Annotated in this window: 24 protein-coding genes and 2 pseudogenes; 10 read left to right on the forward strand and 16 right to left on the reverse strand. The window is 63.2% G+C overall.

The window, feature by feature from the left end; translation table 11 throughout:
* The first annotated feature begins 5 nt into the window (after positions 1 to 5).
* Positions 6 to 740, forward strand: a complete 735-nt coding sequence (locus D1Y85_RS13705; RefSeq protein WP_124151611.1) for a metallophosphoesterase — start codon at positions 6 to 8, stop codon at positions 738 to 740.
* A gap of 43 nt (positions 741 to 783) precedes the next feature.
* On the opposite strand, the gene D1Y85_RS13710 is transcribed toward D1Y85_RS13705, so the two are convergent.
* Positions 784 to 1,485, reverse strand: a complete 702-nt coding sequence (locus D1Y85_RS13710) for an RES family NAD+ phosphorylase (RefSeq protein ID WP_124151764.1) — start codon at positions 1,483 to 1,485, stop codon at positions 784 to 786.
* Positions 1,482 to 1,916: an MbcA/ParS/Xre antitoxin family protein gene (locus D1Y85_RS13715; RefSeq protein ID WP_124151612.1), complete on the reverse strand. Its 435-nt coding sequence runs from the start codon at positions 1,914 to 1,916 to the stop codon at positions 1,482 to 1,484. Before D1Y85_RS13715 ends, D1Y85_RS13710 begins: the two co-directional genes overlap by 4 nt.
* Before the next feature lie 122 nt (positions 1,917 to 2,038).
* On the opposite strand from D1Y85_RS13715, the gene D1Y85_RS13720 reads away from it, so the two are divergent.
* Positions 2,039 to 2,656 carry a hypothetical protein gene (locus D1Y85_RS13720; protein ID WP_124151613.1) on the forward strand — a complete coding sequence of 206 codons (618 nt, stop codon included), beginning with the start codon at positions 2,039 to 2,041 and terminating at the stop codon, positions 2,654 to 2,656.
* A gap of 22 nt (positions 2,657 to 2,678) precedes the next feature.
* Here D1Y85_RS13720 and D1Y85_RS13725 read toward each other — a convergent pair whose 3' ends face one another.
* Positions 2,679 to 3,533 carry a LysR family transcriptional regulator gene (locus tag D1Y85_RS13725; protein WP_124151614.1) on the reverse strand — a complete coding sequence of 285 codons (855 nt, stop codon included), beginning with the start codon at positions 3,531 to 3,533 and terminating at the stop codon, positions 2,679 to 2,681.
* 97 nt (positions 3,534 to 3,630) lie between these two features.
* Here D1Y85_RS13725 and D1Y85_RS13730 point away from each other — a divergent pair, with 97 nt between their 5' ends.
* On the forward strand, positions 3,631 to 4,014 hold the full coding sequence (locus D1Y85_RS13730; RefSeq protein ID WP_124151615.1) for a tautomerase family protein: 384 nt from the start codon (positions 3,631 to 3,633) through the stop codon (positions 4,012 to 4,014).
* A gap of 364 nt (positions 4,015 to 4,378) precedes the next feature.
* Here D1Y85_RS13730 and D1Y85_RS13735 read toward each other — a convergent pair.
* Together D1Y85_RS13735 and D1Y85_RS13740 are read right to left on the reverse strand one after the other, a co-directional pair.
* Positions 4,379 to 4,730 (reverse strand): annotated as a pseudogene (locus D1Y85_RS13735) (transposase); the annotation flags it as partial.
* A 31-nt stretch (positions 4,731 to 4,761) separates the two neighbouring features.
* A complete protein-coding gene (locus tag D1Y85_RS13740; protein ID WP_185218979.1) occupies positions 4,762 to 5,763 on the reverse strand; it encodes a M35 family metalloendopeptidase in 1,002 nt (333 codons plus the stop codon).
* Between the two features lie 310 nt (positions 5,764 to 6,073).
* Between D1Y85_RS13740 and D1Y85_RS13745 the strand changes: the two are divergent.
* Positions 6,074 to 6,349, forward strand: a pseudogene (locus tag D1Y85_RS13745) (transposase); the annotation flags it as partial.
* Position 6,350: 1 nt separating this feature from the next.
* Here the strand turns inward: D1Y85_RS13745 and D1Y85_RS13750 are convergent.
* Both D1Y85_RS13750 and D1Y85_RS13755 read right to left on the reverse strand, forming a co-directional pair.
* Positions 6,351 to 7,085, reverse strand: coding sequence for a metallophosphoesterase family protein (locus D1Y85_RS13750; RefSeq protein WP_124151617.1), 735 nt, complete (start codon positions 7,083 to 7,085; stop codon positions 6,351 to 6,353).
* Positions 7,086 to 7,137: 52 nt separating this feature from the next.
* Positions 7,138 to 8,109: a bifunctional helix-turn-helix transcriptional regulator/GNAT family N-acetyltransferase gene (locus D1Y85_RS13755; protein WP_124151618.1), complete on the reverse strand. Its 972-nt coding sequence runs from the start codon at positions 8,107 to 8,109 to the stop codon at positions 7,138 to 7,140.
* A gap of 333 nt (positions 8,110 to 8,442) precedes the next feature.
* Here D1Y85_RS13755 and D1Y85_RS13760 point away from each other — a divergent pair, with 333 nt between their 5' ends.
* Positions 8,443 to 8,784, forward strand: a complete 342-nt coding sequence (locus tag D1Y85_RS13760; protein ID WP_246024912.1) for a BON domain-containing protein — start codon at positions 8,443 to 8,445, stop codon at positions 8,782 to 8,784.
* Positions 8,785 to 9,050: 266 nt separating this feature from the next.
* Here D1Y85_RS13760 and D1Y85_RS27040 read toward each other — a convergent pair whose 3' ends face one another.
* The 5 genes from D1Y85_RS27040 to D1Y85_RS13780 all read right to left on the reverse strand — a co-directional run bounded on the left by D1Y85_RS27040 (position 9,051) and on the right by D1Y85_RS13780 (position 12,083).
* Positions 9,051 to 9,203: a hypothetical protein gene (locus tag D1Y85_RS27040; RefSeq protein WP_185218980.1), complete on the reverse strand. Its 153-nt coding sequence runs from the start codon at positions 9,201 to 9,203 to the stop codon at positions 9,051 to 9,053.
* A gap of 201 nt (positions 9,204 to 9,404) precedes the next feature.
* The gene (locus tag D1Y85_RS13765; protein WP_124151620.1) at positions 9,405 to 9,833 is read right to left on the reverse strand and encodes a YybH family protein; all 429 of its coding nucleotides are present in this window, start codon (positions 9,831 to 9,833) and stop codon (positions 9,405 to 9,407) included.
* Positions 9,834 to 10,115: 282 nt separating this feature from the next.
* Positions 10,116 to 10,385: a hypothetical protein gene (locus D1Y85_RS13770; protein WP_124151621.1), complete on the reverse strand. Its 270-nt coding sequence runs from the start codon at positions 10,383 to 10,385 to the stop codon at positions 10,116 to 10,118.
* Between the two features lie 108 nt (positions 10,386 to 10,493).
* Positions 10,494 to 11,627 carry a polyphosphate kinase 2 gene (ppk2, locus tag D1Y85_RS13775; protein WP_124151622.1) on the reverse strand — a complete coding sequence of 378 codons (1,134 nt, stop codon included), beginning with the start codon at positions 11,625 to 11,627 and terminating at the stop codon, positions 10,494 to 10,496.
* A gap of 237 nt (positions 11,628 to 11,864) precedes the next feature.
* The gene (locus D1Y85_RS13780; RefSeq protein ID WP_124151623.1) at positions 11,865 to 12,083 is read right to left on the reverse strand and encodes an HP1242/YdcH family protein; all 219 of its coding nucleotides are present in this window, start codon (positions 12,081 to 12,083) and stop codon (positions 11,865 to 11,867) included.
* Positions 12,084 to 12,340: 257 nt separating this feature from the next.
* Between D1Y85_RS13780 and D1Y85_RS13785 the strand changes: the two genes are divergently transcribed.
* Both D1Y85_RS13785 and D1Y85_RS13790 read left to right on the forward strand, forming a co-directional pair.
* Positions 12,341 to 13,942, forward strand: coding sequence for a CHAD domain-containing protein (locus tag D1Y85_RS13785; RefSeq protein WP_124151624.1), 1,602 nt, complete (start codon positions 12,341 to 12,343; stop codon positions 13,940 to 13,942).
* Positions 13,943 to 14,012: 70 nt separating this feature from the next.
* Complete coding sequence (locus tag D1Y85_RS13790; RefSeq protein WP_124151625.1) at positions 14,013 to 14,882, forward strand: TOBE domain-containing protein; 870 nt, start codon at positions 14,013 to 14,015, stop codon at positions 14,880 to 14,882.
* 8 nt (positions 14,883 to 14,890) lie between these two features.
* On the opposite strand, the gene D1Y85_RS13795 is transcribed toward D1Y85_RS13790, so the two are convergent.
* Positions 14,891 to 15,592 carry a phosphatase PAP2 family protein gene (locus D1Y85_RS13795; RefSeq protein WP_124151626.1) on the reverse strand — a complete coding sequence of 234 codons (702 nt, stop codon included), beginning with the start codon at positions 15,590 to 15,592 and terminating at the stop codon, positions 14,891 to 14,893.
* A gap of 279 nt (positions 15,593 to 15,871) precedes the next feature.
* Here D1Y85_RS13795 and D1Y85_RS13800 point away from each other — a divergent pair, with 279 nt between their 5' ends.
* Together D1Y85_RS13800 and D1Y85_RS13805 are read left to right on the forward strand one after the other, a co-directional pair.
* Positions 15,872 to 17,098: an extracellular catalytic domain type 1 short-chain-length polyhydroxyalkanoate depolymerase gene (locus D1Y85_RS13800; protein WP_124151627.1), complete on the forward strand. Its 1,227-nt coding sequence runs from the start codon at positions 15,872 to 15,874 to the stop codon at positions 17,096 to 17,098.
* 114 nt (positions 17,099 to 17,212) lie between these two features.
* A complete protein-coding gene (locus D1Y85_RS13805) occupies positions 17,213 to 17,389 on the forward strand; it encodes a DUF3563 family protein (RefSeq protein WP_124151628.1) in 177 nt (58 codons plus the stop codon).
* Positions 17,390 to 17,522: 133 nt separating this feature from the next.
* Here the strand turns inward: D1Y85_RS13805 and D1Y85_RS13810 are convergent, their stop codons facing one another.
* From D1Y85_RS13810 to D1Y85_RS13820, 3 genes are all read right to left on the reverse strand, one after another.
* Positions 17,523 to 18,326 carry a BPSS1780 family membrane protein gene (locus D1Y85_RS13810; protein ID WP_124151629.1) on the reverse strand — a complete coding sequence of 268 codons (804 nt, stop codon included), beginning with the start codon at positions 18,324 to 18,326 and terminating at the stop codon, positions 17,523 to 17,525.
* Complete coding sequence (locus tag D1Y85_RS13815; RefSeq protein WP_124151630.1) at positions 18,317 to 19,321, reverse strand: homoserine kinase; 1,005 nt, start codon at positions 19,319 to 19,321, stop codon at positions 18,317 to 18,319. The genes D1Y85_RS13810 and D1Y85_RS13815 overlap by 10 nt, the downstream gene beginning before the upstream one ends.
* A gap of 207 nt (positions 19,322 to 19,528) precedes the next feature.
* On the reverse strand, positions 19,529 to 19,924 hold the full coding sequence (locus D1Y85_RS13820) for a hypothetical protein (protein ID WP_124151631.1): 396 nt from the start codon (positions 19,922 to 19,924) through the stop codon (positions 19,529 to 19,531).
* 146 nt (positions 19,925 to 20,070) lie between these two features.
* On the opposite strand from D1Y85_RS13820, the gene D1Y85_RS13825 reads away from it, so the two are divergent.
* On the forward strand, positions 20,071 to 21,597 hold the full coding sequence (locus D1Y85_RS13825; RefSeq protein ID WP_124151632.1) for an AMP nucleosidase: 1,527 nt from the start codon (positions 20,071 to 20,073) through the stop codon (positions 21,595 to 21,597).
* Positions 21,598 to 21,608: the final 11 nt, after the last annotated feature.

Here is a 21,608-nt window from a genome sequence, read left to right on the forward strand (position 1 = left end):
AGGAAATGACACGCGTTACTGTTCCTGTCGTGCAGCATCACGAGAGCAACCGTGCCGGCCGCGATTTTGTGATCGGCGACCTGCACGGCTGCGTGGATGCGCTGCGTTATCTGCTCCGCGAGGCCGGCTTCGACCCGTCGCGCGACCGTCTTTTTTCCGTCGGCGATCTCGTCGACCGCGGCGACCAGAGCGAGGAGGCGCTTGCGCTCATCGACGAGCCGTGGTTCTTTCCGGTGCTCGGCAATCACGAAGACACGATGTGCGGCGTCGCCGAAGGACGCCTGCCGCGCTACCGCTGGTACGGCATCGGCGGCGCCTGGGCCGAGAAACTGGCCGACGGCGAACTCGTGCGCGAGGCGGAGCGGTTGCGCCGGTTGCCGCTCGTGCGCGTGGTGGGCGCGGGCGCTGAGCGCTTCAACGTGCTGCACGCGGAATTCTTCGGCGACGACAACGACCTCGACGCAGGCCGTTTCAACGACGCCGTGCGCGAACGGATGCTGTGGGGCCGCGAACTTGCCCTCGGCACGGTCAAGCCACCGAAGCGGGCGCTCTCGCTCACGTACTGCGGGCATACGCCCGTGCACGAGGTGAAGCAGATCGGCTCGCAGATGTTCATCGATACCGGCGCATTCATCCCTGAGGGCCGGCTCACGATGGTCGAGGCGCTCACGACGCGGAGCTGGTCCGTGTCCACGATCGACGCGCGAAAAGCGGGCGCGGCGGACTTCGCGCTGCCCTGAACGCGCCGTTCGGCGCGGCTCAGCGCAGTTCACACTCCCGGCTTCAAACGATTCGGTTCAACTCGAACACCATGTCGATGGTGTGACCGTTCCAGTTGTATTCCAGATACGCGGCGTGATGGCACGCGCGCACGAGCGACGTGCGCAGCGCCGCGAGACATTCGCCGCCTGCATCGCGCACGGACGGATACGCGATGCCGGGCGCCCCCGCCTCGCGTGCCGCGCGGCCGAGCGCCTGGCCCGCCGAGTAGTCGTCCGGAGAGAGCACCGCGGGATTGAGCGCGGGATCGCCGCGCAGATCGACCACGTCGCCTTCAGCCGCGACGGTGTAGAGACGCATCTGCTGACGCAGCGGCGGCTCGTCGGTCGCGGCGAGAAAACGCCCGGCGTGATAGCGCGTCTCCGCGATCGCGGTTTCGCGCGAGCGCGCGCAATAGAACACGCCATAGGTGCCGTCCGAAAAGCGGCTGCCCAGCGGATTCAGGTGGGTGAACGCCGCCATGATCGGTCCGTAGCCGGGCCCGAAGCGGCGCTCCTCGCGCGGCACGAGATCGAGGTCACCGGTTTCAGTGCGCAGGCGGTCGTTGGTCAGCGCTTCGAGCGCGTAGAGGGCGTCGAAGTCCTCTGGCGACGCTACGCGGTCGAACAGATTCACGGCGGGAAAGCGCGTGGGAATCACACGGTACGCGGGCGTCCACGCGAGCGGCGCGCTGCGCCAGCGGTCTTGCCAGTTCGCCTGCGTCACGCCCATGAGCCCCGCATCGCATCGAGATACTGACGCACGGCCACGAGATCGCTGATATTGCCCGCCAGCATGCGGTCGAGCGCGCGCCGGCCGCCAAACGGCGGCGCGCTGTTGGGACGCTTGACCCAGGCATCGGCGGCGGTGGGCTGCGGCAGCAGGATCTGCAGCGCCTTGTAGATGCCGAGCAGCAGCGACAGGCGCTCGAGCGTGTCGCGGCCAAGGCGCGCGCTTTCCGGCGCGTGCTTCCACTTGAAGAACGTCGAGCGGCCCGGCGAACCGAGCAGCACGATCTGCTCGTCGACGCCCAGATCCCAGTCGTGCGCGATTTTGAAGAAGGCGCGCAGGCCGGCAGCGGACATCTCCGTGACCGAGGGTTCTGCACCTGGTCGTCGAGCAGGCGTAGCTGACGAAGCGGCGGACGCGTGCGGCATGATTGAGTCCTAATATGAACTTTTGATAAATATTAGTCCATATATGGATTATTGCAAGGTTGGGATGGGTATAATCGCCGCCCTTAGCTGACGGATTTTGACGGGTGTTCAGGAGGGGCGTCGTGCGGGCAGTAGCAGTGTTGGTCGCGGCAATGTGGATGTCGACGGCGATGGCAGCCGGGCAGGTCAAGGAGACCTGGAACCCGCCTGAGTCTCGCCACGGGGTGGCGCATGCAGGCAAGCATGGCGCGCAGGTGCATGCACGGAATGGCAGTGCGCATCACGTGACGCATAGCGACCGCAGCCATGGCGGGAAGTCGGCCGGCAAGGCGAAGAGCAAGGCAGCAGGTACCGCCACGACGGCTGCGAAGAAGGCGGGCGGGCACAAGTCACCGGGTTCCGGAGAGCGACGCGCCTCGGCCGCGCACGGCGATCCGCAATCTCGCAAGGCTCACGCCGTCGCACGGCACGCCGAGCCTCACGCGAGCGCGACCCGGGCGAGCGTACAAGACGCGCCGCAAGTCCACGCCAACAGGGCGCGTTCAACCCGGCAACAACCGGCTGCGAGTCCGGCGCATTCCGTGCCCTCACACGCGCTGGCTACTAACGCGTCGAAGCCTGCTGAAGCGCTCCCGGCGCATCATGACAAGGTTGTCGCCCAGACGCCTTCCGCACCGGCTGTTCAGCCGCATGGTCCCGCGATCGCGCAACCGCAGGCACTGCCGCCGATTCTGCACTGACGATACGAGCGCCGGCGCGCGCTCACCCTGCCTCCAGACCGGCCGCAAACAACTGCAGCGTGGCCGCTGAACGCGGCTCACGCAAGCGCGAGTACATCAGCACGCGCGAAGCGGGCAGCGTGGGCAATCCGAACCGCGCGCCGACGTCGACGAGCCCACGGGGCGCAACGCGCCGCGCGAGCGGCGAAATCGCCAGCCCCGCCTCCAGCGCCGCGCCGATCGCGGCCACCCCACCGCCCACGAACACCTCGCTCCAGCCGATTTGCGCAGCGTCGAGCGCGCGGATGGCGGTCGCACGTACGGCACACGGCCCCGCAAGCAGGGCGAGCGGCAGCGGCGTGCGGCCGGGTTGCCACTGGAACCCGGGCGCCGCGAGCCAGACGAGCGGCTCGGCGAAGAGCGGCTGGGCGTCGGCACGCGGCATCTCGCTTTCCTCCTGACGCACGATCACCGCGTCGAGCCGCCGCTCGTCGTACTGCGCCACTAGCGCTGCCGAGAGGCCAAGATGCAGTTCGATCACGAGTCCCGGATCATGGGCGCGCAAGCTCGCAAGCTGACGCGCGAGCTGCGCGTCGGCGACGTGCTCGCTCAGGCCTAGCGAGAGCCGCCGCTCATTGTCGGCTAGCGTGCCGAGCGCTCGCTCGTGCGCGCCCAGTAGATCGCGTGCTGCGCCGAGGAACGCGAGTCCATCCGCCGAAAGCCGCACGACGCGCGGCGTCCGTTCGAGCAATCGCCTTCCGAGGTGGCCCTCGAGGCGCTTGAGCTTGAGACTGACGGCCGATTGCGTGGTGTCGAGCGCGTCGGCGGCGCGCGTGAAGCTGCGCAGCTCGGCGACCAGGACAAAGGCTCGCACCGCATCGAGGTCGAGTGTTTTCATTTCTTATGTAAATGGATGAAATAGCAAATCATGGCTGTTTATTATGATAGTGCTCGCCTAAGCTCCTGTCATGTTCCGTTACCCGAAGGAGAACGACATGCCATTTACCCGGATCGCTGTTCGCACGGGCAAGTCAGCCGAATATCGCCAGGCGCTGGCGCAAGGCGTGCACCGCGCGCTCATGGAAGTGTTCAAGGCGCCCGAGGACGACATCTTCATGCTCGTGAACGAGCACGACGCCGATAACTTTTTCTTCGGCCGGCATTACCTCGGCATTGAGCGCAGCGACGACCTCGTGATGATCCAGATCGCGGTGAGCAACACGCGCGGACAGGACCAGAAAAAAGCGCTCTTTGCGCAGATCGCGCGCAATCTCGCGGAAAGTTCGGGCGTGCGGCCCGAGGACGTGTTCGTCAATCTCGTGGACGTGGCGCGGGAGAATTGGTCTTTCGGTAATGGCATTGCGCAATATGCGACGTGAGCGTGAGTGGGGCGCTGCATCGTCGATGCTTCGCAGTTGCGATTGGCTCAGTCGATCGAAATGGTTGACCGTGGCCGGGCGGCCAGTCGCGCCGCTCGTGTGTGTCACCCCGCGGCGGGCGACGAGTTTGCGGTAGCGGTGTCCTCATGTGACCGATGAGGCCACGCCCAGCGAATTCGCCACAGCAGGCGACGCCACGCTGGAGCAAGGGGTCTATGTAGCGCCGGGCTTCATGTTTTCGAACTCGAATCGATTCGATCGCTTCCTGCGCATCAATTGCGGCACGCCGCATTGCGAGGAACTCGAAAGCGCTATGGCGACCGTTGCGTCCATTGTGCGGCGACTCGCCCGGGCCTGGAAGGTGTTATGCACTTTTGTTAAGGGCTGCAAAGTGGGCAAGCATAAGCACGGAGAACACGACGAAATGCAGACCAGCCAAGGTTTCGGGCAAACGCTCGTAGTCTCCTGGTCTGGCGGCGGAAGCGGTTGAGCCAGCCGAAGCTACGCTCCACCACCCAACGACGCGGCAGCAGTACAAAGCCTTTTTTCGCCTCCGGCAACCTGACCACCTGAAGCTCGATGCCTTCGTCGTGCGCGGCCTCTGCAGGCTCTTCGCCGGTATAGCCCTGGTCAGCGAACGCGATTCTCACTGTCTGCCCTGTGGCCTGCTGGACCTGTCGCGCCAGTTCCCCGACCTGTGCACGCTCCTGTTCATTGCGGGTTAGCGACGCTAATTAAATAACATTCCTAACCACCAGCGATGAACGTGGCGTAGTTATCTGCATTGTTCAACGCGGCCTTGGCGTTATCCAGTGCGAGGTATTGGTCGTGGTCAGCGCCGTACGTATTGTCCGCGGTGTTGCCGATGGTGCTGAAGTGACTTAGCTCGTGAACAAACGTGTGTTCGATTGTATTTGGGCCATATCCGTGACTATAGCCATCGCTAAAGATGCTTGGCGAAATAAAGATCTGTCCATCCCGATAGCGAAACACGTGTGCTAAAGAACCAGGCGATGAATCAGCCGTCACTGTGTACTGGTTGTGTGCGAGCGCATGCTGCATTTTGCTCAATACCTGTTTCACGTGCTCTACGTTTTCAGGTTCCGGTGCTCCGAACCAGCGTACAAAATCGCGGTCGGGACCATGCGTGACGAGCTTGTCGAGTTTTTCGTCAATCATGCGCCTGGCGTTCTGATACGCCTTTCGCAGCGTCTCTTGTTGCGCGGCGTTAAAACCCTCGAAAACTGGCTCGCGTGGTCGTGCGGAAGGTAATGTCGCCGCGCCGAGATTGCCCAGAATATTGCTGCTATTGCCTCCCAGATCCGCCCCTCCAGGGGCATTGCTTCTTCCACTGTTTGTGGAAGTGTGCTGGGCAATGCCATCGTTGATGCGGTAGATATGATTGCCATCCCGGCCCCTGATGCCTCGCAGGTGATTTCCCGCGATATCCCATGTATCGCGTGTGGCGTTACCCGTCTTGTGCCATGCGTCGCGTATGTGGTTACCTGCAGTGCCCCATGTGTCGCGTGTGATGTTACCTGCTTTATCCCATGATTCGTGTATGTGGTTACCCGCCTTATCCCACGTATCTCGTGTTGAGTTGCCCGCTTTATCCCACGATTCGTGTATGTGATTACCCGCCTTATCCCATGTGTCGAGCAGTATGTTGCCCGCCTTGTCCCGCGTGCCGCGTATATGCTTGCCCGCCTTGTCCCACGTATCGCGTATTGCGTTACCCGTTTTGTCCACGGAGTCGCGAATGCTGCAATCGCTGGTCTCTGTATCGCGTAGATCGTCTGCCTCAGGCACTCCGGCACGGGGTTGCGGACAAGAAACGGCCGCCCCGGTTGTAGGTCCGCGTTCAACTGCCGAACGGCCTCGAGGTTCGTTCGCTCCGGCACGATCAGCTTGCAGCAGTGTCGGACCGCTATTTCCGGGACTGCACACGGAATGAAAACTGGAGGGAGGGTAGATGTCCATAGGTTTTCCGATCAAGTAGCTGTAATTTGCGCGCGACAGGAACACGGAGGTAACGCTCCGGTATGTCTTTCGCCCGGTTACATCGGGGCAACTGCTTGCGGTGCATGTGACGCCGGCCAATGAACAGGAGCGTGCACAGGTCAGGGAACTGGCGCGACAGGTCCAGCAGGCCACGGGGCAGACAGTGAGAATCGCGTTCGCTGACCAGGGCTACACCGGCGAAGCGCCCGCAGAGGCCGCGCGCGACGAAGGCATCGAGCTTCAGGTGGTCAGGTTGCCGGAGGCGAAAAAAGGCTTTGTACTGTTGCCGCGTCGTTGGGTGGTGGAGTGCAGCTTCGGCTGGTTCAACCGCTTCTTTAACAACGACCGCTGCGAAGCGCGATGGACGAGTCATGCCGTCCATTGGCTTGTGCCGTTGCCGATGCGGCGTTCCAGTCATATTCAACCGCGCGGAATTCGACTTTCCAGTCCAGTCCGGTTTTGACCACAAAGGCATATCGCGCGTGGGGCGAACCCATTTCCACGCGATGAGGAAAGGGCTGGTCATCGTCGTACGCCTGAAGGCCGACACTGCCTGGATTCACGATCAGTCGCCCGTCATCGAGTTTCATCGAGCGCTGCACGTGAGTGTGACCGCAAAGAATCAGCTTCGAAGCCGTATCCCCTGCGCGAAGTTTGACTTCATCGTGCGTCGCCTTCCTGCATCCGGCGTCCGCTACGGTTTCCAGAAAGTAGGTCAGATCATCTTTCGGCGTTCCGTGGACGAGGAGAATATTTTCGTCAAGCGACAACGTGTCAGGCAATCCGGCGATCCAGGCCAATTGATCCGGACGCAGGCAATCGAGCGCCCAGCGGTCGGACAGACGCATACGCTCGCGATCGACCGTCAGCACTTGTCTTTCATGATTACCACGGATAGTCGGAAAATCGAGAGCCATTAATCGATCTGCGGTCTCGCGTGGATGCAACGCACCGGAAAGAATGTCGCCGAGATTGACGATCAGGTCTGCGCCAGCGGAGCGAATATCTTCCAGCACGGCGTCTAGCGCAGCGAGGTTACCGTGAATGTCGGATAACACAGCGATTTTCATGGCGATAACGGGTGTAGTCGAAGGCAGCCGTATTGCTGCAAAAACCCGGGGGTTAGCTGGCGAGTCGACTGAAACGCTGCTCGATCACTTCCGTGCCCCATTGCGTACCCGCAAATTCATCGGTCAGCGTAAAACCGGACAGCTCGTACAAATGGCGTGCGGCATCCAGTCCCTTGAATGTCCAAAGGTACGTCTCGCGAAACGGCTGCTCGTCCACGAAGCGCATTGCTCGCGTCATGAGTTGCCGACCAATGCCCGTGCCGCGCAATGAATCGTCGACGATGAACCAGCGCAAACGTGCGATTCCAGACACGACGTCTCCATCGATGGCGAGAGAAGCGAGCGCGCGACCGTTCTCGAGATAAAGCCAAAGCGCTTTGCCGTCGGCGGGGAGTGCGTCCGCGAATTCCGCGAGTTCAGTTGCGACCTTCTTCTCGAAGTACGAACCAAACCCCCAGTGCTCTGAACAAAAACGCGCATGCAGGCTCGCAATATCGCCGATGCAACCGGGTCGATAACCTTCGACAATAGGCGTCGCATCCAGCTTCGTGCCGGTCGCCGCGATGTCGTTGTCTTTCGCCAAGGCATCGGCGTACAGCGCGAGGGAGCGAAGCAGGGCTTGCTGGTCGGAGGGAATCATGCGTCGGAGGGCGTTGGACACCTGATCCGTAGCGAACTGGTCAATCTTCTTGCGGAGTTTCTTTCCTTCAGCCGTCAGGTACAACTCGGACGCTCTCGCATCGTCGCTGGATACGCGACGCTCCACGTATCCGGCCGCTTCAAGGCGCCCAACTTGCCGGCTCGTATTCGATTTATCCAGACGCAGGATGTTTCCCAGTTCCTTCGCGCTAATGCCTGGCCTCATGCCAATTTCAAGGACAGCGTGAACTGCCGAAGGTGCCAGGTCACTATTGGCAAGGGTCGCGCGCATGAAGCCCAGTTCGCGAACCAGCTTGCGGGAGAAATCGCGGAGTTCGAGGATTGTCGTGTCGCGGGGCTTCGCGGGAGCATCAATGAGATCCATGGCTCGTCCAGAAAAGTTGCGATTCGCAAGTAATATTAGTTGCGATGCGCAACTCGGTCAAGGCGGGTTTTACCGGCGTGTGAATCCACCGCATGACGCTGTTCGCGTCGTTGAGGATGTGGGGTCCGGAGCACTCTGACGAGTACCGTTTTGACAATTCCAGGTATTCTTCAACTCGATACTTGCGTACTGCCTCATTCGCACGCCAGGCGAAAAGCACATCATTGCTTGCTCGTCTGCACTCGTCGACGCATACCATTTTCCCCTGCCAGGCTGGCAGAGCCCAAAGGAGGCAGCATGAAGACAAGCGGCGCGGGCGGAATAATCAGAGCAATGTCCTTTGCGGCCATCGCGAGTTGTGCAACGTATGCGAACGCTCAAACGGATGCGAGCACCCCGGCCGGGGCGGCCGTGCAAAGGGTGGCTTCGACGTCGCCGCCTGGCACCAGGCCGGACACGTCGATCATTCGCGACGTTCGCCGTGCCCTCAGGCGCGTACCGGATCTGGATGATTCAGAGATTCACATCAGGGCGCGTCTCGGCGTCGTGACGCTCACCGGGTGGGTGCCGGAGAGCTGGCAGATCTCGCGCGCTGGCATCGCAGCGAGAAACGTGCTCGGAGTGAGGGCCGTGTCGAACAGATTGAAAGCGCGCGATGAGGATTCAGCGAGTTGAGCAACGTCCTGTTGCATCGATCGGTTGAACCCACGGAACGATGGAATCGATCGAGGACCCGTATTGCAGTGATCGCGAATAGCGGTGCGGGAGACCGATTCACATCAGGCCTTAACAGAGGCTTAAGAACAGCGTTAAACGAAAAAAATATACTTCTCAAGCGTTATAAATTGAGGCCGATAGATAGAACGCAGTACCCACATCTTCTATCGGGAGAATCAGATGTCCATTCAGGCCATTACTCAAAATACCGCACAGGCGACAGGTCAGTCCGTCACGTCGAGTTCGGGTTCGGCGTCGACGGCTGCAACGTCCGGCACCAGCTCTTCTTCGAAGACGGGATCGAGCACCAGCGCGCCCACGTCATCGACTACGGTCAGCATTAGCAGCGCTGCGCGTGCGTTACTGGCGGAAGCCACGGAGACCTCCGTTCAAACCGCGCAGGAAGCCGCAAAGGGGGATCGGCAGGCGCAGCGTCTGCTTGCAAAGGAGACGGCTAACAAGGTGCAGTAAGCGCGCAGGACTGAACGGCACAGGGTGTCTGCAATCGTCGATAGCAGAATAGATTTCCAGACCTGTGCTCCAGTCGTTGTGGTGCCCGCCGTTACGGCGGGTACCCATCAACGCTTGAACATAGCCTTCGTTGTATCGAGTTCGATTGGCGAGGACGAATGCTGGTGGACGATCTTCCACGCGTCGTCCTTCTGCCTGAGCGTTACGGTCAGCCGGTTGTCCATTGAACGCAAAACCGCGCCGTCGTCGGTAACAGCTTTGTACGTCACGAAGGCGTGAACAGCGGCGAGGTCCTGCGAGGTGATCGTCTGCACTTCGCTGAAATCCACGATTACGCTTTCTGCGCCCAGCGAACCGAACCAGCCCGCCACCATGCTGCGCCACGCCGTGATGCCGTTGTATGACCAGACACCCCACATGTCGAAGACCGATACGTCCCGGTCGTACAGGTCGACAAAACCCTCGACGTCTTTTGCGAAAACCGCGGCTTTGTAGTCGTGCAGGACCTGCAGGATTGGATCGGCGAGTTTGTCCACAGTGTTTTCTCCTGGATCAGATTGCGATGGCGGTTAGAACCCGGTTGGCACAGCAAACGTTCGTCAAGCGCAAATCAGACTACTGCAAAACACGGCTTAACGCTCGCTTTGGCGATGTGGCGCATGAACAGTCCTCGTGTCGAAATGCAATTTCCGGGTGACTGCTTATGCATGACTCATACTGCAGGCGCTTGCAGGCGCAATTAGCTGAATCGCCGTTCAGGTCGCGGACGTTACTGCAGGCAGGCGATACTTTCCGCTCGACAAAACGGCATCGGGAAGTCAGGCACGCGGAATCAGCGTGAACGTGACTGGGTCAGCGATCAGGTCGAACCATGGGCTGGAGAACAGCGTGTCGGTGTTGGGCGCGGTTATCAGACCGACCGAGACATCGGCGACATGCAGGCGAGCGTAGAGGACGTTGGATTCGGCGCCTTTCGCCAGTGTAAGTGCCCGCGTGGCCTCCATTGTCAGGAGCGGCAGTACGTACAGGTAAGCGTCGTGGGCCGTCGCGCTCGACGCACCCAGCTTCAGGCAATCGCGCCGTTTCATGGCAAAACACCGGCGAGCGCCGACGATCGCAGTACGCGATCGGGTGGCCCGGTCGCAGCAAGAATTCAGACGCGCCGCATGCGCTTGGGCACGCGGCGCCAGTGCGCGCTACAGCGCGCGGCTCACGAGCAACGGATCGACGGATCCGATCGCTTTGCTATCGCGGCTGGTGTAGGGCAGCTTGTGCAGCACGTAGCGCATTGCGTTCAGGCGTGCGCGTTTCTTGCAGTCCGAGCGGATCACGGTCCAGGGCGCGTCCGCGGTGTCGGTCTGCGAGAACATCGCTTCCTTGGCCACCGTGTACTCGTCCCACTTGTCGAGCGACGCCAGATCGACGGGGCTCAACTTCCACTGCTTCAGCGGATGAACTTTGCGCTCCTTGAAGCGGCGTCGCTGCTCCGCGCGACTTACCGAGAACCAGAACTTGATCAGATGGATGCCGCTGCGGATCAACTGGCGCTCGAATTCCGGTGCATGCTGCATGAACTCGGTGTATTCGGTGGGCGTGCAGAAGCCCATCACGCGCTCGACACCCGCGCGGTTGTACCAGGAGCGGTCGAACAGCACGATCTCGCCCGCCGAAGGCAGGTGCTGCACATAGCGCTGGAAGTACCACTGGCCGCGTTCGACCTCGGTGGGTTTCTCCAGGGCGACGACGCGCGCGCCGCGCGGGTTCAGGTGTTCCATGAACCGCTTGATGGTGCCGCCCTTGCCGGCCGCGTCGCGGCCCTCGAACAGGATGACTACGCGCGCACCGGTTTCCCGCACCCACGCTTGCAGTTTGAGCAGTTCAACCTGCAGTCGGTATTTCTGGCGTTCGTACGCGCGTCGTGACATCAGGTTGCGGTACGGATAGTTGCCTTCGCGCCAGCCCGCCGCGAGCTCGTCGTCGGGATGGCGCGAGCGTCCGTTGATCAAGTCGGCAGGATTACCCTCGAGAATCAGGCTGCGCAACCGGGCGGCTTCGTCCGGCGACATGCCTTTCATCAGCGCCGTGATCGAATCGAGCACCGACGTGGATGGCGTGTGCGCTGTGTTCTCCGCTGCGACGACATCCCCCATCGCGCCTGCATTAACCTGCGTGGCCGCTTCCACAGCATCCTCGACCGCGTCCTTTTCGACTTCCTGTGCCGTGACGGACACGAGCCGCCCACCTGGGCTGGTGTTTCGCTGCGCGCGCACGATGGTGGGCTCGTTGGGCTCTTTCGAGGAAGAGGATGTTTCCGTGGCAAGTTTTGGCATAGGTATTTTTTTTAAGATTACGGAAAGGCAAGGAAGCCTGGTGGCGTCGTGGTCCCTTCGTTGTTGCAGGCGTCGATGGTTGGCACGGGAGCGGCAAATCCGCCCTTCAATGCCAGCCACCGCGCCGGCTACCGCGCCAGTGGCCCTGCTGGCGCGGTACAGGAGCGCGCCAGCGCATGCTCATGCGCTGGCGGCGACCATGTAGTACGTGCACCGTGCTCCGACGCACGGCGAAATTCAGACGTTCGAAGCTTTGCGGAGGATCTGGTAGAGCGAGTCTTTGAGCTGAAGTTTTTCCTTCTTCAGGTTCTCGATCGTCATGCCGTCGGCCGGGACGATACCGGCCTCCATGTTTTTGATCTGCTGATCGAGATCGTTGTGGCGATCGAAGATTCGTGCGAAATGCTCGTCCTCGATTTTGAGGCGAGAAATCAGGTCTCTGTATTCGGGAAACACTCGATACTCCTTGCAAACATCAGATTTGTAGGAACAATACTGTAAGCATTTTTTCATTGCCGCCAAATTGCTGACTTGATAATAGTCAAGATGTCAGGGTACGGAAGAGTCAGTGCGCGTAATCGACGTGTGCGCCACCCAGAGCTGTCAGACGGCCGTATAGTATTGGGGACAGTAAGTCTGATTTATGTCAGTGTCACGCCGTTTCGATTTTCCCCGGTCCTTGTTTGGCGCGTCCTTTCGTTCGTGGAGCGTTCATGGTTCGTGTTCTCGAAATCGCGCTGGAAATCGTCCTTTCCGCGTCGCGTGACCGGATCGCCGATGACCGGCATTCCCGTGACCGAACCACTACGGCCCTCGCGAAGACACTTGCTGATGCGCTGCCGCAACTCATTGCGGTGTCGTGTGAAAAAGAGCGCGTGACGACAATCACGTTCGATCAGGATGCCAGATTGACTCGCGCGGGCTGGCGGGTTGCCGTCGAGACCCGCGGCGACCGGCAACAGGTCGTCGTGTCGAATCGTCAGCGTTGTACGCCGGGCATCACGACGCTCACGTCCATCTTCGAGGCGCCGCTCGACGCGAGCGGGTTCGCCACTTCACTGTTCGACACGGCACCCGAGCCATTTCGGGAAGTGCTGGCCGCAGCAGGCGTGCCCGTGCCAGCCGCCGAGCTGCACGGCGAGCGCAGTTGCTGGCGGTGGACGCGGGATGGTATCGACGCCGAACTCATACTGGACGCCGGTCTTCACGATCCGAACCATGCGGGCGACGAGTCTCCGTGGCCGAACGAGCTTCGCGTGCGCGTGCCGTGGCCCGAGGGGAGCGATGACGCACCGATCGTGGACACCTTGTTCGCCTGCGCACACGATCTCGTCGATGCGCTTCCTTCCAGCGTGTGCGCCTTCGTCCGTATGACCGATGCACTGGAGCGTGCGGCCGGGCGCCACGAGCGCGGCCTCGCCGGTGACGACGAAGCCGTGCGTGCGGAACCCGTCGACCTGGGCGGCGTAACCACCGCCGACGCCGCGCTCGTGGTGATCGGCCGCAACATCAGCGCGCAGTGGTTCGGCAACGACGCGTTCGTGCACGATTCGGCCAGGACCGAGTTCATCCATCAGATGCGCGTCGCGCAGCGGCGGCTGAGCACCGCGATGCGGATCTTTTCGCACTGGCAGGACGCGATGTGGGCCGAACGTATCAAACCGGATCTGAAGTGGCTGGGCGGCCTGCTGGGCGACGCACGCGATCTCGACGTGTTCGTCGAGTCGACCCTGGCCGCGCTCGCCGCCGCCGACACCGATGCCGCGCGCTGGGACGCCGTGCGCGAAGAGGCCGAAACAGCGCGGCGCGCGGCGCGTGAGCGGGTGCGCGAGGCACTGGCTTCGCCGCGCTATGCGCACGTCGCGCTGGCGTGGCTGCAATGGCTGGCGGCGCTGGCGCGACGCACGCGCGCAGACGCCGGGAACGCCCGCCCGCTGCATGCGCATGCGGCCAGGCGCGTGCGCCGCTATTACTCGCGCCTTGCCAGGACGCAGAAGCTCACGGCAATCGACGAGTCGAGCCGCCATCTCGCGCGTATCAACGCCAAGTATCTGCGTTACACGCTGGAGTTTTTCGAGTCGATCACCTCGCGTCGCACGCGCACGGAGACCGTGCGCACGCTCACCCGTCTGCAGACGGTTCTGGGTGACGGCAACGACGCGGCCGTTGCGCTGCGCTTTCTTCAGATGATGGAGGTCGAGCCGTATCAGATCGGGTTCGCGCGTGGGTGGTGCGAAGCCGTCAAGCGCTACACGGCGCGCGAAGGCGAGCGACTGCTGCGCGAACTGCACAAGCCGAAAGTCTCCGGCGGCTGAGTCGTTGTTGCCCGTCCTCTCTATAATCGAACGCCCAATCCCCATCAGCCCTGCATCACGCCATACCGCGATGAATCCTTCCTCACAGTCCTCTTCAGACACCGGGGCTTCCGCGCATGACCTCGGCGTCGGCGGTTCGGTCTGGCTTCAGTCCGGCCAGCAGATGCTCGGCGGCGCTACGCGTATCGCGCTGCTCGCTGCGATCGGCGAAACGGGCTCGATCACGGGCGCCGCGAAGGCGGTCGGTATGAGCTACAAAGGCGCGTGGGACGCCATCGACGCAATGAACAATCTCGCCGGCGTTCCGCTCGTCGAGCGGGCGGCTGGCGGCAAGGGCGGCGGCGGAACGACCCTGACGCCGCGCGCACTGCGCCTCATCGACACCTGGCGTGCGATCGAACGCGAGCATCGGCGTTTCCTCGAACGGGCGGCTGCGGCCAGCGGGCTCGGCGGAGCCGATTCCACGCAGGCGTTCGACAGCGACTGGGCACTGCTCAGCCGCTTCAGCCTGCGCACGAGCGCACGCAATCAGCTCTACGGCACCGTGGCGGCCATCGAGTACGGCGAGGTGAACGACGAGGTGTCGATGACACTGCCGGGCGGCCAGACGGTGGTGGCGGTCGTGACGCGCGAGAGTACGGAGGCGCTCGGGCTGGCCGTTGGCGCGGCAGCGGTTGCGCTCGTCAAGGCTTCGTCAGTTGTGCTGGTTGCAGGGGAGGAGGCCGCAACGCGGCTTTCGGCGCGCAACCGTCTCGCGGGTGCGGTCGGCCACGTGCGGCGCGGCGCGGTGAACGCCGAGGTGACGCTCGATCTCCCGGGCGGCACGGTGATCGCAGCCGTGGTGACCGATGCGAGTGTCGACGCGCTCGGCCTGGTCGCCGGCGTAGCCGCGACGGCCGTATTCAAGGCTTCGAGTGTGATTCTGGGTGTGAGCGGCTGAGTCCGCTCTCAGGCGTGACTCGGCACGGGAAGCGTAACCGTTCTGTGGGTCTGCGAGATCGGCGACGCCGGTGAGTGCGGCACGCGGTTGGCCTTCCAGCGGGCGCGCACATACGGCCGCTCGTGACCGGAGACCGTTAGTGCGATATCCGTGACCCAGCGATGCGTCGGCACGCGCACATCGTGCAACGCGAACGTCAGCGCGGCGAGACTCAACGCGACCACCGACGCCGTCAGCCGGCCCGTCTGCGCGTTCCACCAGTAGCCAATGAACACCAGCGCCGTCAACGCACCGACCAGGCAACCGGTAACGGACTCGGACGGCGAATGCGCTTCCAGCACGACGCGCGAGCATCCCACCGCAACCCCCACAGCCAAGCCGATGAGGACACCTGCGATCCGCACCGGCGTGCGCACGCCTTGCAGCATCAGGAAAAACGCAACCGGATAGACGGCGGTGGACAGCATGGCGTGGCCGCTGAAGCCAGTGAAGTCGAGATCGCGCACGCCCACGCCCCAGCCGAGGAACGCCACCTTCGTGGCGGTCACGAGAACGACGGCCCCACCAAGCAGCAGCAACCAGCTTGCCGCCATGCGCCAGGAGTAGCCGGTCACAAGCCAGAGGGCGATCGCGAGCGCGAGCGGCAGGGTGAGGCCCGCGCCGCCGAGGTTCGTGATCGCATACCACAGGTGAACGGGTAGGTCTGGCATGAGTCAGCGCCGTCACGGCGCATTGGAAAGGGTTACTTGTTTAACGCACGAGCGCGCGGAGGGACAGACACGCACGCCTCATATTTTTGAAGTATAGCCGCGCGCGACGGGCGCGGCGGTTCGGGTCCCGCCAGGGTCCAGGATGCACTGCACGATTGTCCGTCAGGGTTTGCGTACACAGATCTGCAACCTCGTCTGTTTGATGCTATGGTGCAATGCACAACGAAGCGGCGCGGTGGATTGCCGCACCGTATCCGACCCTCTTTCACGAGGACGACGATGACGAATAATCTGACGAAGTTGTGGGCCACTAGCGTGCGACGTCTGCTCGCCACCCAGACCCGGGCTGCCCGCGCTGTAATGCGCGAGGCGGACCGGCATACGAAACATCCCCAACCACCGTGGCGGGACGCGCAAACCGGGACAGCGCCAGCGCCTGGCAAGGGCGCCGCGCCTGCGGCGGCCGCCTCCGCCGTAGCGCCGCATCAGGCGACATCCCGAGTGACACCCCAGGCGACGCCTGCGCGCGAATCTCGCGTAGGCCCGCGTGCGGCTGCCTGGGCCGCCGGCGAGTGGCGTCGCGCCGAGCACATCGTGCCAGCCACGCCGCAACGCGCATCGCGCGCACTACATCACGGTCTCTACCTGCCGGCGAATCGTCACACGGCGGGGATGCCGCTCGTCGTCATGCTGCACGGCTGCAAGCAGTCGATGGACACGTTCGCCGAAGGCACGCGCATGAACCTGCTCGCCGACCGGTACGGCTTTGCCGTGGTGTATCCCGAACAGTCCGAATTCGCGCACCCGCACCAATGCTGGCAGTGGTACGACGCGCGCGACGAGGCTGGCGGCGGCGAGGCGGCGGCGGTCGTCTCGCTCGTCGATGCGCTCGTCGACGAGTATGGTTTCGACGCTTCGCGCGTCTATCTCGCGGGGTTGTCGGCGGGTGCCGGTCTCGCGGCGCTGCTGGCCGTTCGCGCGCCCGGGCGGTTTGCGGCGGTCGCGCTGCATTCGGGCCCGGCATTCGGAGAGGCCAGATCGGGTGTCACCGCGCTCGATGTCATGCGGCGGGGGCTTCACACGGACCCGGTCGAACTGCTCGAACGGCATCTCGGCGACGAGGCGCATCCTGGCATGCCCGCGATCGTCGTGCAGGGCGACGACGACGCCGTGGTTGCGCCGATCAACGCCGAGCAGCTTACGGTGCAATTTCTGCGACTGAATGGCCTCGCCGACTCGGACGGAGTACGGCCTGACGTCAGGTCGCGCGAATCGGAGCGGGAGGGGTTCGTCGTGCAGGACTACGCGCGCCGGGGCGCGAACGTGGTGCGCCTGTGCCGTGTGGCGAATCTCGATCACGCATGGAGCGGCGGCGACGACGCCGTGCCCTTCCATTCGGCGATGGGGCCGGACGCCAGCGCGATGATCTGGAGCTTTTTCGAAGGCCACCGCCGTGAAGCGGCCAACGATGCCTGGTGCGTCGAAGTGGCCAAGGGTGCGAGCTAGGCCGCGGCCGATTCGAAGTGTTATTCGACTCCGATGGCTGACAGATGATTAGGGTTTACCCTATAATTCTGTCATCCCGTCGGGGTGAATATCTTTTCGAAGCAGGTCCGAATCATGCAATTCCTGAGCCGTCTTTTCCTGTCCATCATGAAGCCTTCCGACGTGGTCGAAAGAGAGCGCGAAGAGGCCTACCTTGCAGACGCGGTCGATATCTACGATCTGGAATTCCGACTGCGCAAGCTAGACCGCGAGAAGGCGACGCGTCATCCGGCCTGGATGAGCCAGCGCTGATTCCGGTGCCTGGATGGCACACACGTGGCCCGTATGGCCCATTCGGCGCCGGCCTGACGCTGTTGGCCGCGTGGCCTTGCGAGCGACCTGAGAGAGCGCGAACGGCGCGCATGGCGCCGCCCGAACGGGGACTTTAGCGGCTGGGGTCGGCTGGATCGCCGGCCTGCTGCTCCTGGACACCGAAGCAGCCGCGATAAGTGGCGTAGAACGAGCAGTACAGCATCGTCACCACGACGATGAGCGCCGCCATCAGCAGAGCCGGGGCGAATTCGCCCGCGCCGAGCGCCTGCGCCAGCAGCGTGAGCACGAGCGAAACGCTGATCGACACCGCCATCCACAACGCCCAATACACCACGAAGGCGCCCTTGTTGCGCCAGCAGCTCACCACGCTGAAGAACATCGCCTTGGCCGGCGGCACGTCATGCCAGGCCGTCAGCACGGGGGCGAACCAGAACAGCATGGCTACCGGCACATACAACACCATCGACGCGAGCAGCGCGAGCGGCGTCTCGCTGTTTCCGAACGACTCGGCATCCATCGAACCGCCGATGGTCATCAACTGCAGCAGTGTGCCGCCATCCACGAGCGCCGATGCCGCGAGCACGAGCGCCATCGCCACCACATAAATGCCGCCGAGCGCGAAAAGGCGCTTCGTCGTCGTCTGGCCATACGTGCGGAAGCCGTCGACGAGAATGGTCGGAAAGACCGGCTTGCCTGCAATCGTGTCGCGGCAGGCTGCCATGAAACCGACCGCTACCCCAGGCACGAAGAGGAGCGGCAGCACGGCGCCCACGACCGGGATGGCGGAGATGAGCGTCCCCACCAGCAGATAGGTAAAGAACAGCGTGAGGAACGCTAGCGGGCTGCGGCGGAACAGCCAGATTCCCTGGCGGAACCAGACGTAACCCGTTTTCGCGGGAACTTCGATCAGTTGCATGAACCTGGCTCTGCGTGAAGGACATCGGAGGCATCGCCGGCGCGGCGCTCACGCAGGATGCGTTCGAAGTGGCCGGGATCGTGCGGCTTGAGCAGTTCCGCCGAGCGCGGCAGATAAAAATCATACAGACGCGACACCCAGAAGCGGTAAGCGCCTGCGCGCAGCATATCGTTCCAGTGGCGCACTTCCGCGGACGTGAACGGGCGCACGGTCTGGTAGGCGCGCAGCAACGCCACGGCGCGCGCGCGGTCCAGCTTGCCCGTCGCGAGGTCCACGCACCAGTCGTTCACGGTGACCGCCACGTCGAACAGCCACTTGTCGCAGCCCGCGAAATAGAAGTCGAAGAAGCCGCCGAGGCGTACCTCATGACCCGGCGCCGGATTGGCGTGCGCGAACAGGACGTTGTCGCGGAAGAGATCGCAGTGGCACGGGCCGCCCGGCAACGCGGCGTAATCGGGCGAGGCAAAGAGCGCGCGCTGGTGCGCCAGCTCGCCCGAAAGCAGGTCGCGCTGTGCTTCTTCGAGAAACGGCAGCACCGCGGGCACCGTTTCTTCCCACCACGGCAGGCTGCGCAGATTCGGCTGATCGCCCTTGAAGTCGCGGCCCGCGAGGTGCATGCGCGCGAGCATCTGGCCCACTTCCGTGCAGTGCTCCACGCCGGGCGCGAGTTCGGGAACGCCGTCGAGCTTCGTCACGATCGTCGCCGGCTTGCCGTGCAGCAGGCCGAAGAGGGCGCCGTCGCCGCGCGGCATGGGGTCGGGCACCGGCACACGATGCGACGCGAGGTGGCGCATCAGGTCGAGGTAGAACGGCAACTGGTCCGCCGACAGCTTTTCGAAGATCGTCAGGACGTATTCGCCGCGCGTCGTCGTCAGGAAGAAGTTGCTGTTTTCGATGCCGGACTGGATACCGCGGAATTCGACGACGTCGCCGAGATCGTAGTCGCGCATCCATGCGCCGAGCTGGGTTTCTGTGACAGCGGTGAAGACGGCCATGCGGGAAGTAGGTTGGTTGTGTAATCAGGCGGCCGGCGCTGGCACGTGCGGCCGACGTGTTTTATCGGACTTTCAGCAGACTTGTGGCCGGCTCGGGGGCGAAGGGCGCTTCATGACACCCAGCCCCTGGGTGCAGATTCGCAGCGAATCCGTTGCCCGGTGAAACGCGCCGACTGCCTGCGCGGGCAGTCGGCGCAGCGTATCAGATCAGTAGCGCAGATTGACCGACGGTAGCCGCGTGCTGGGCTTGCCGTTCGGGCGCACTTGCGGCGACGTATCCGCGGGCGCGCTCATCGAGTAGCGCGTACCAAGGTTCGAGCGCACGTTGATTTCGACGGGCTTGCCCTTGTCGCGGAACTCGGTGACTTCCGTCCCGGACGGGGTCACGAGGTGGAAACTCGGCGTGCGCGGCACGTTGATATCGACCTTCGACGTCACGTTCGCGGCCGGCTCGTTGTTGATTGCCGCGAGGTCCGGCAGACCGGCCCGTTCGTTCGCGGACTGGGCCTCGACGGCGGCTTTCGCGTCATCGGCGGGTGCGGCCACGGCGGCACCGCACATCGCGAGTGTGACCGCGGTAACAACGGGAAGGAGCGACTTCATGATGATTCTCCGGTTCGATCTTTGAATTTTAGCAAATCCGCCGCTGCCCCGTCCCTCGCCGCGAGGCGCCGCACGGCGGCTAGGGGCGCCGTCAGAAAGCCGGAGTTCCGTGGTAAGGTGATTTGATCGATCGGAGGCCAATGACGATGAACAACGACACCAACGCGCGGCCGCTCATGATGCCCGCACACGATTTCCCGACCGCGTCTTACGAGGACGCCGCCGATGCAGTCGCCCAGCTCTCCACGATCTACGAGGCGAATACGTCGTTCCTGCGCGATGCGTTCGCGCGCTACCGCCGCGGCGAGGCGCTGGAGCGCCACGTGCGCGCATGCTATCCGGCCGTGCGAATCCGCACCGAAGTCAACACGCACATCGATTCGCGCCGCTCGTACGGTTTCGTTGCGGGCCCCGGCGTGTTCGAAACGACCGTCACGCGGCCGGACCTCTTTAGCGACTACTACCGCGAGCAGTTGCGACTTCTCGCGAAGAACCATCACGTGTCGATCGACGTGGGCGTGTCGGATCAGCCCATTCCGATTCACTTCGCCTTTGCGGAGGGCATCCACCTCGAAGGCGATCTCGACCGCGAGCGCCTCGTGGCGATGCGCGACGTATTCGACACGCCGGACCTCGCGCTGCTCGACGACCGCATCGTCAACGGCACGTATGAGCCGGGCCCGGGCGAACCGCATCCGCTGGCGCTCTTCACCGCGCCGCGCGTCGATTTTTCGCTGCACCGGCTCAAGCACTACACGGCGACATCGCCCACGCACTTCCAGAACTACGTGCTCTACACGAATTACCAGTTCTACATCGACGAATTCGTGAAGCTCGGCCGCGCGATGATGGCGCGCACCGACGACGCCGACTTGCGCACCTATCGCAGCGAATACACCTCGTTCGTGGAGCCCGGCGATGTCGTGACGTACAACGCGAATCTCGGCAAACAGGACGACGAGGGCACACCGCCCGCGCGTCTGCCGCAGATGCCCGCGTATCACCTCAAGCGCGCGGACGGCAGCGGCATCACGATGGTCAACATCGGCGTGGGGCCGTCGAACGCGAAGACGATCACCGATCACATCGCGGTGCTGCGTCCGCACGCGTGGATCATGCTCGGCCATTGCGCGGGGCTGCGGAATACGCAGCGTCTGGGGGACTACGTGCTCGCTCACGGCTATGTGCGCGAGGATCATGTGCTCGATGCGGATCTGCCGCTATGGGTGCCGATTCCCGCACTCGCCGAAGTGCAGGTGGCATTGGAGCGCGCGGTCGCGCAGGTCACGCAGCTCGACGGCCCGGAGCTCAAGCGCGTGATGCGCACCGGCACGGTGGCGAGCGTCGACAACCGCAACTGGGAGTTGCGCGATCACCGCGAGCCGGTGATGCGTCTCTCGCAGAGCCGTGCGATTGCGCTCGATATGGAAAGCGCAACGATTGCGGCGAATGGTTTTCGCTTTCGGGTGCCGTACGGCACGCTGCTGTGCGTCTCGGACAAGCCGCTGCACGGCGAGCTGAAACTGCCCGGGATGGCCGATTCGTTTTACCGCGCGCAGGTGGACCAGCATCTGCAAATCGGTGTGAAGGCGATGGAGATTCTGAGGACCAATGGGCTGCATAAGCTGCATAGTCGTAAGCTGCGCAGCTTTGCGGAGGTGGCGTTTCAGTAGGGAACAGGAAT

This window comes from Paraburkholderia dinghuensis (genome assembly GCF_003837865.1).
GTDB classification, from domain to species: Bacteria; Pseudomonadota; Gammaproteobacteria; order Burkholderiales; family Burkholderiaceae; genus Paraburkholderia; species Paraburkholderia dinghuensis.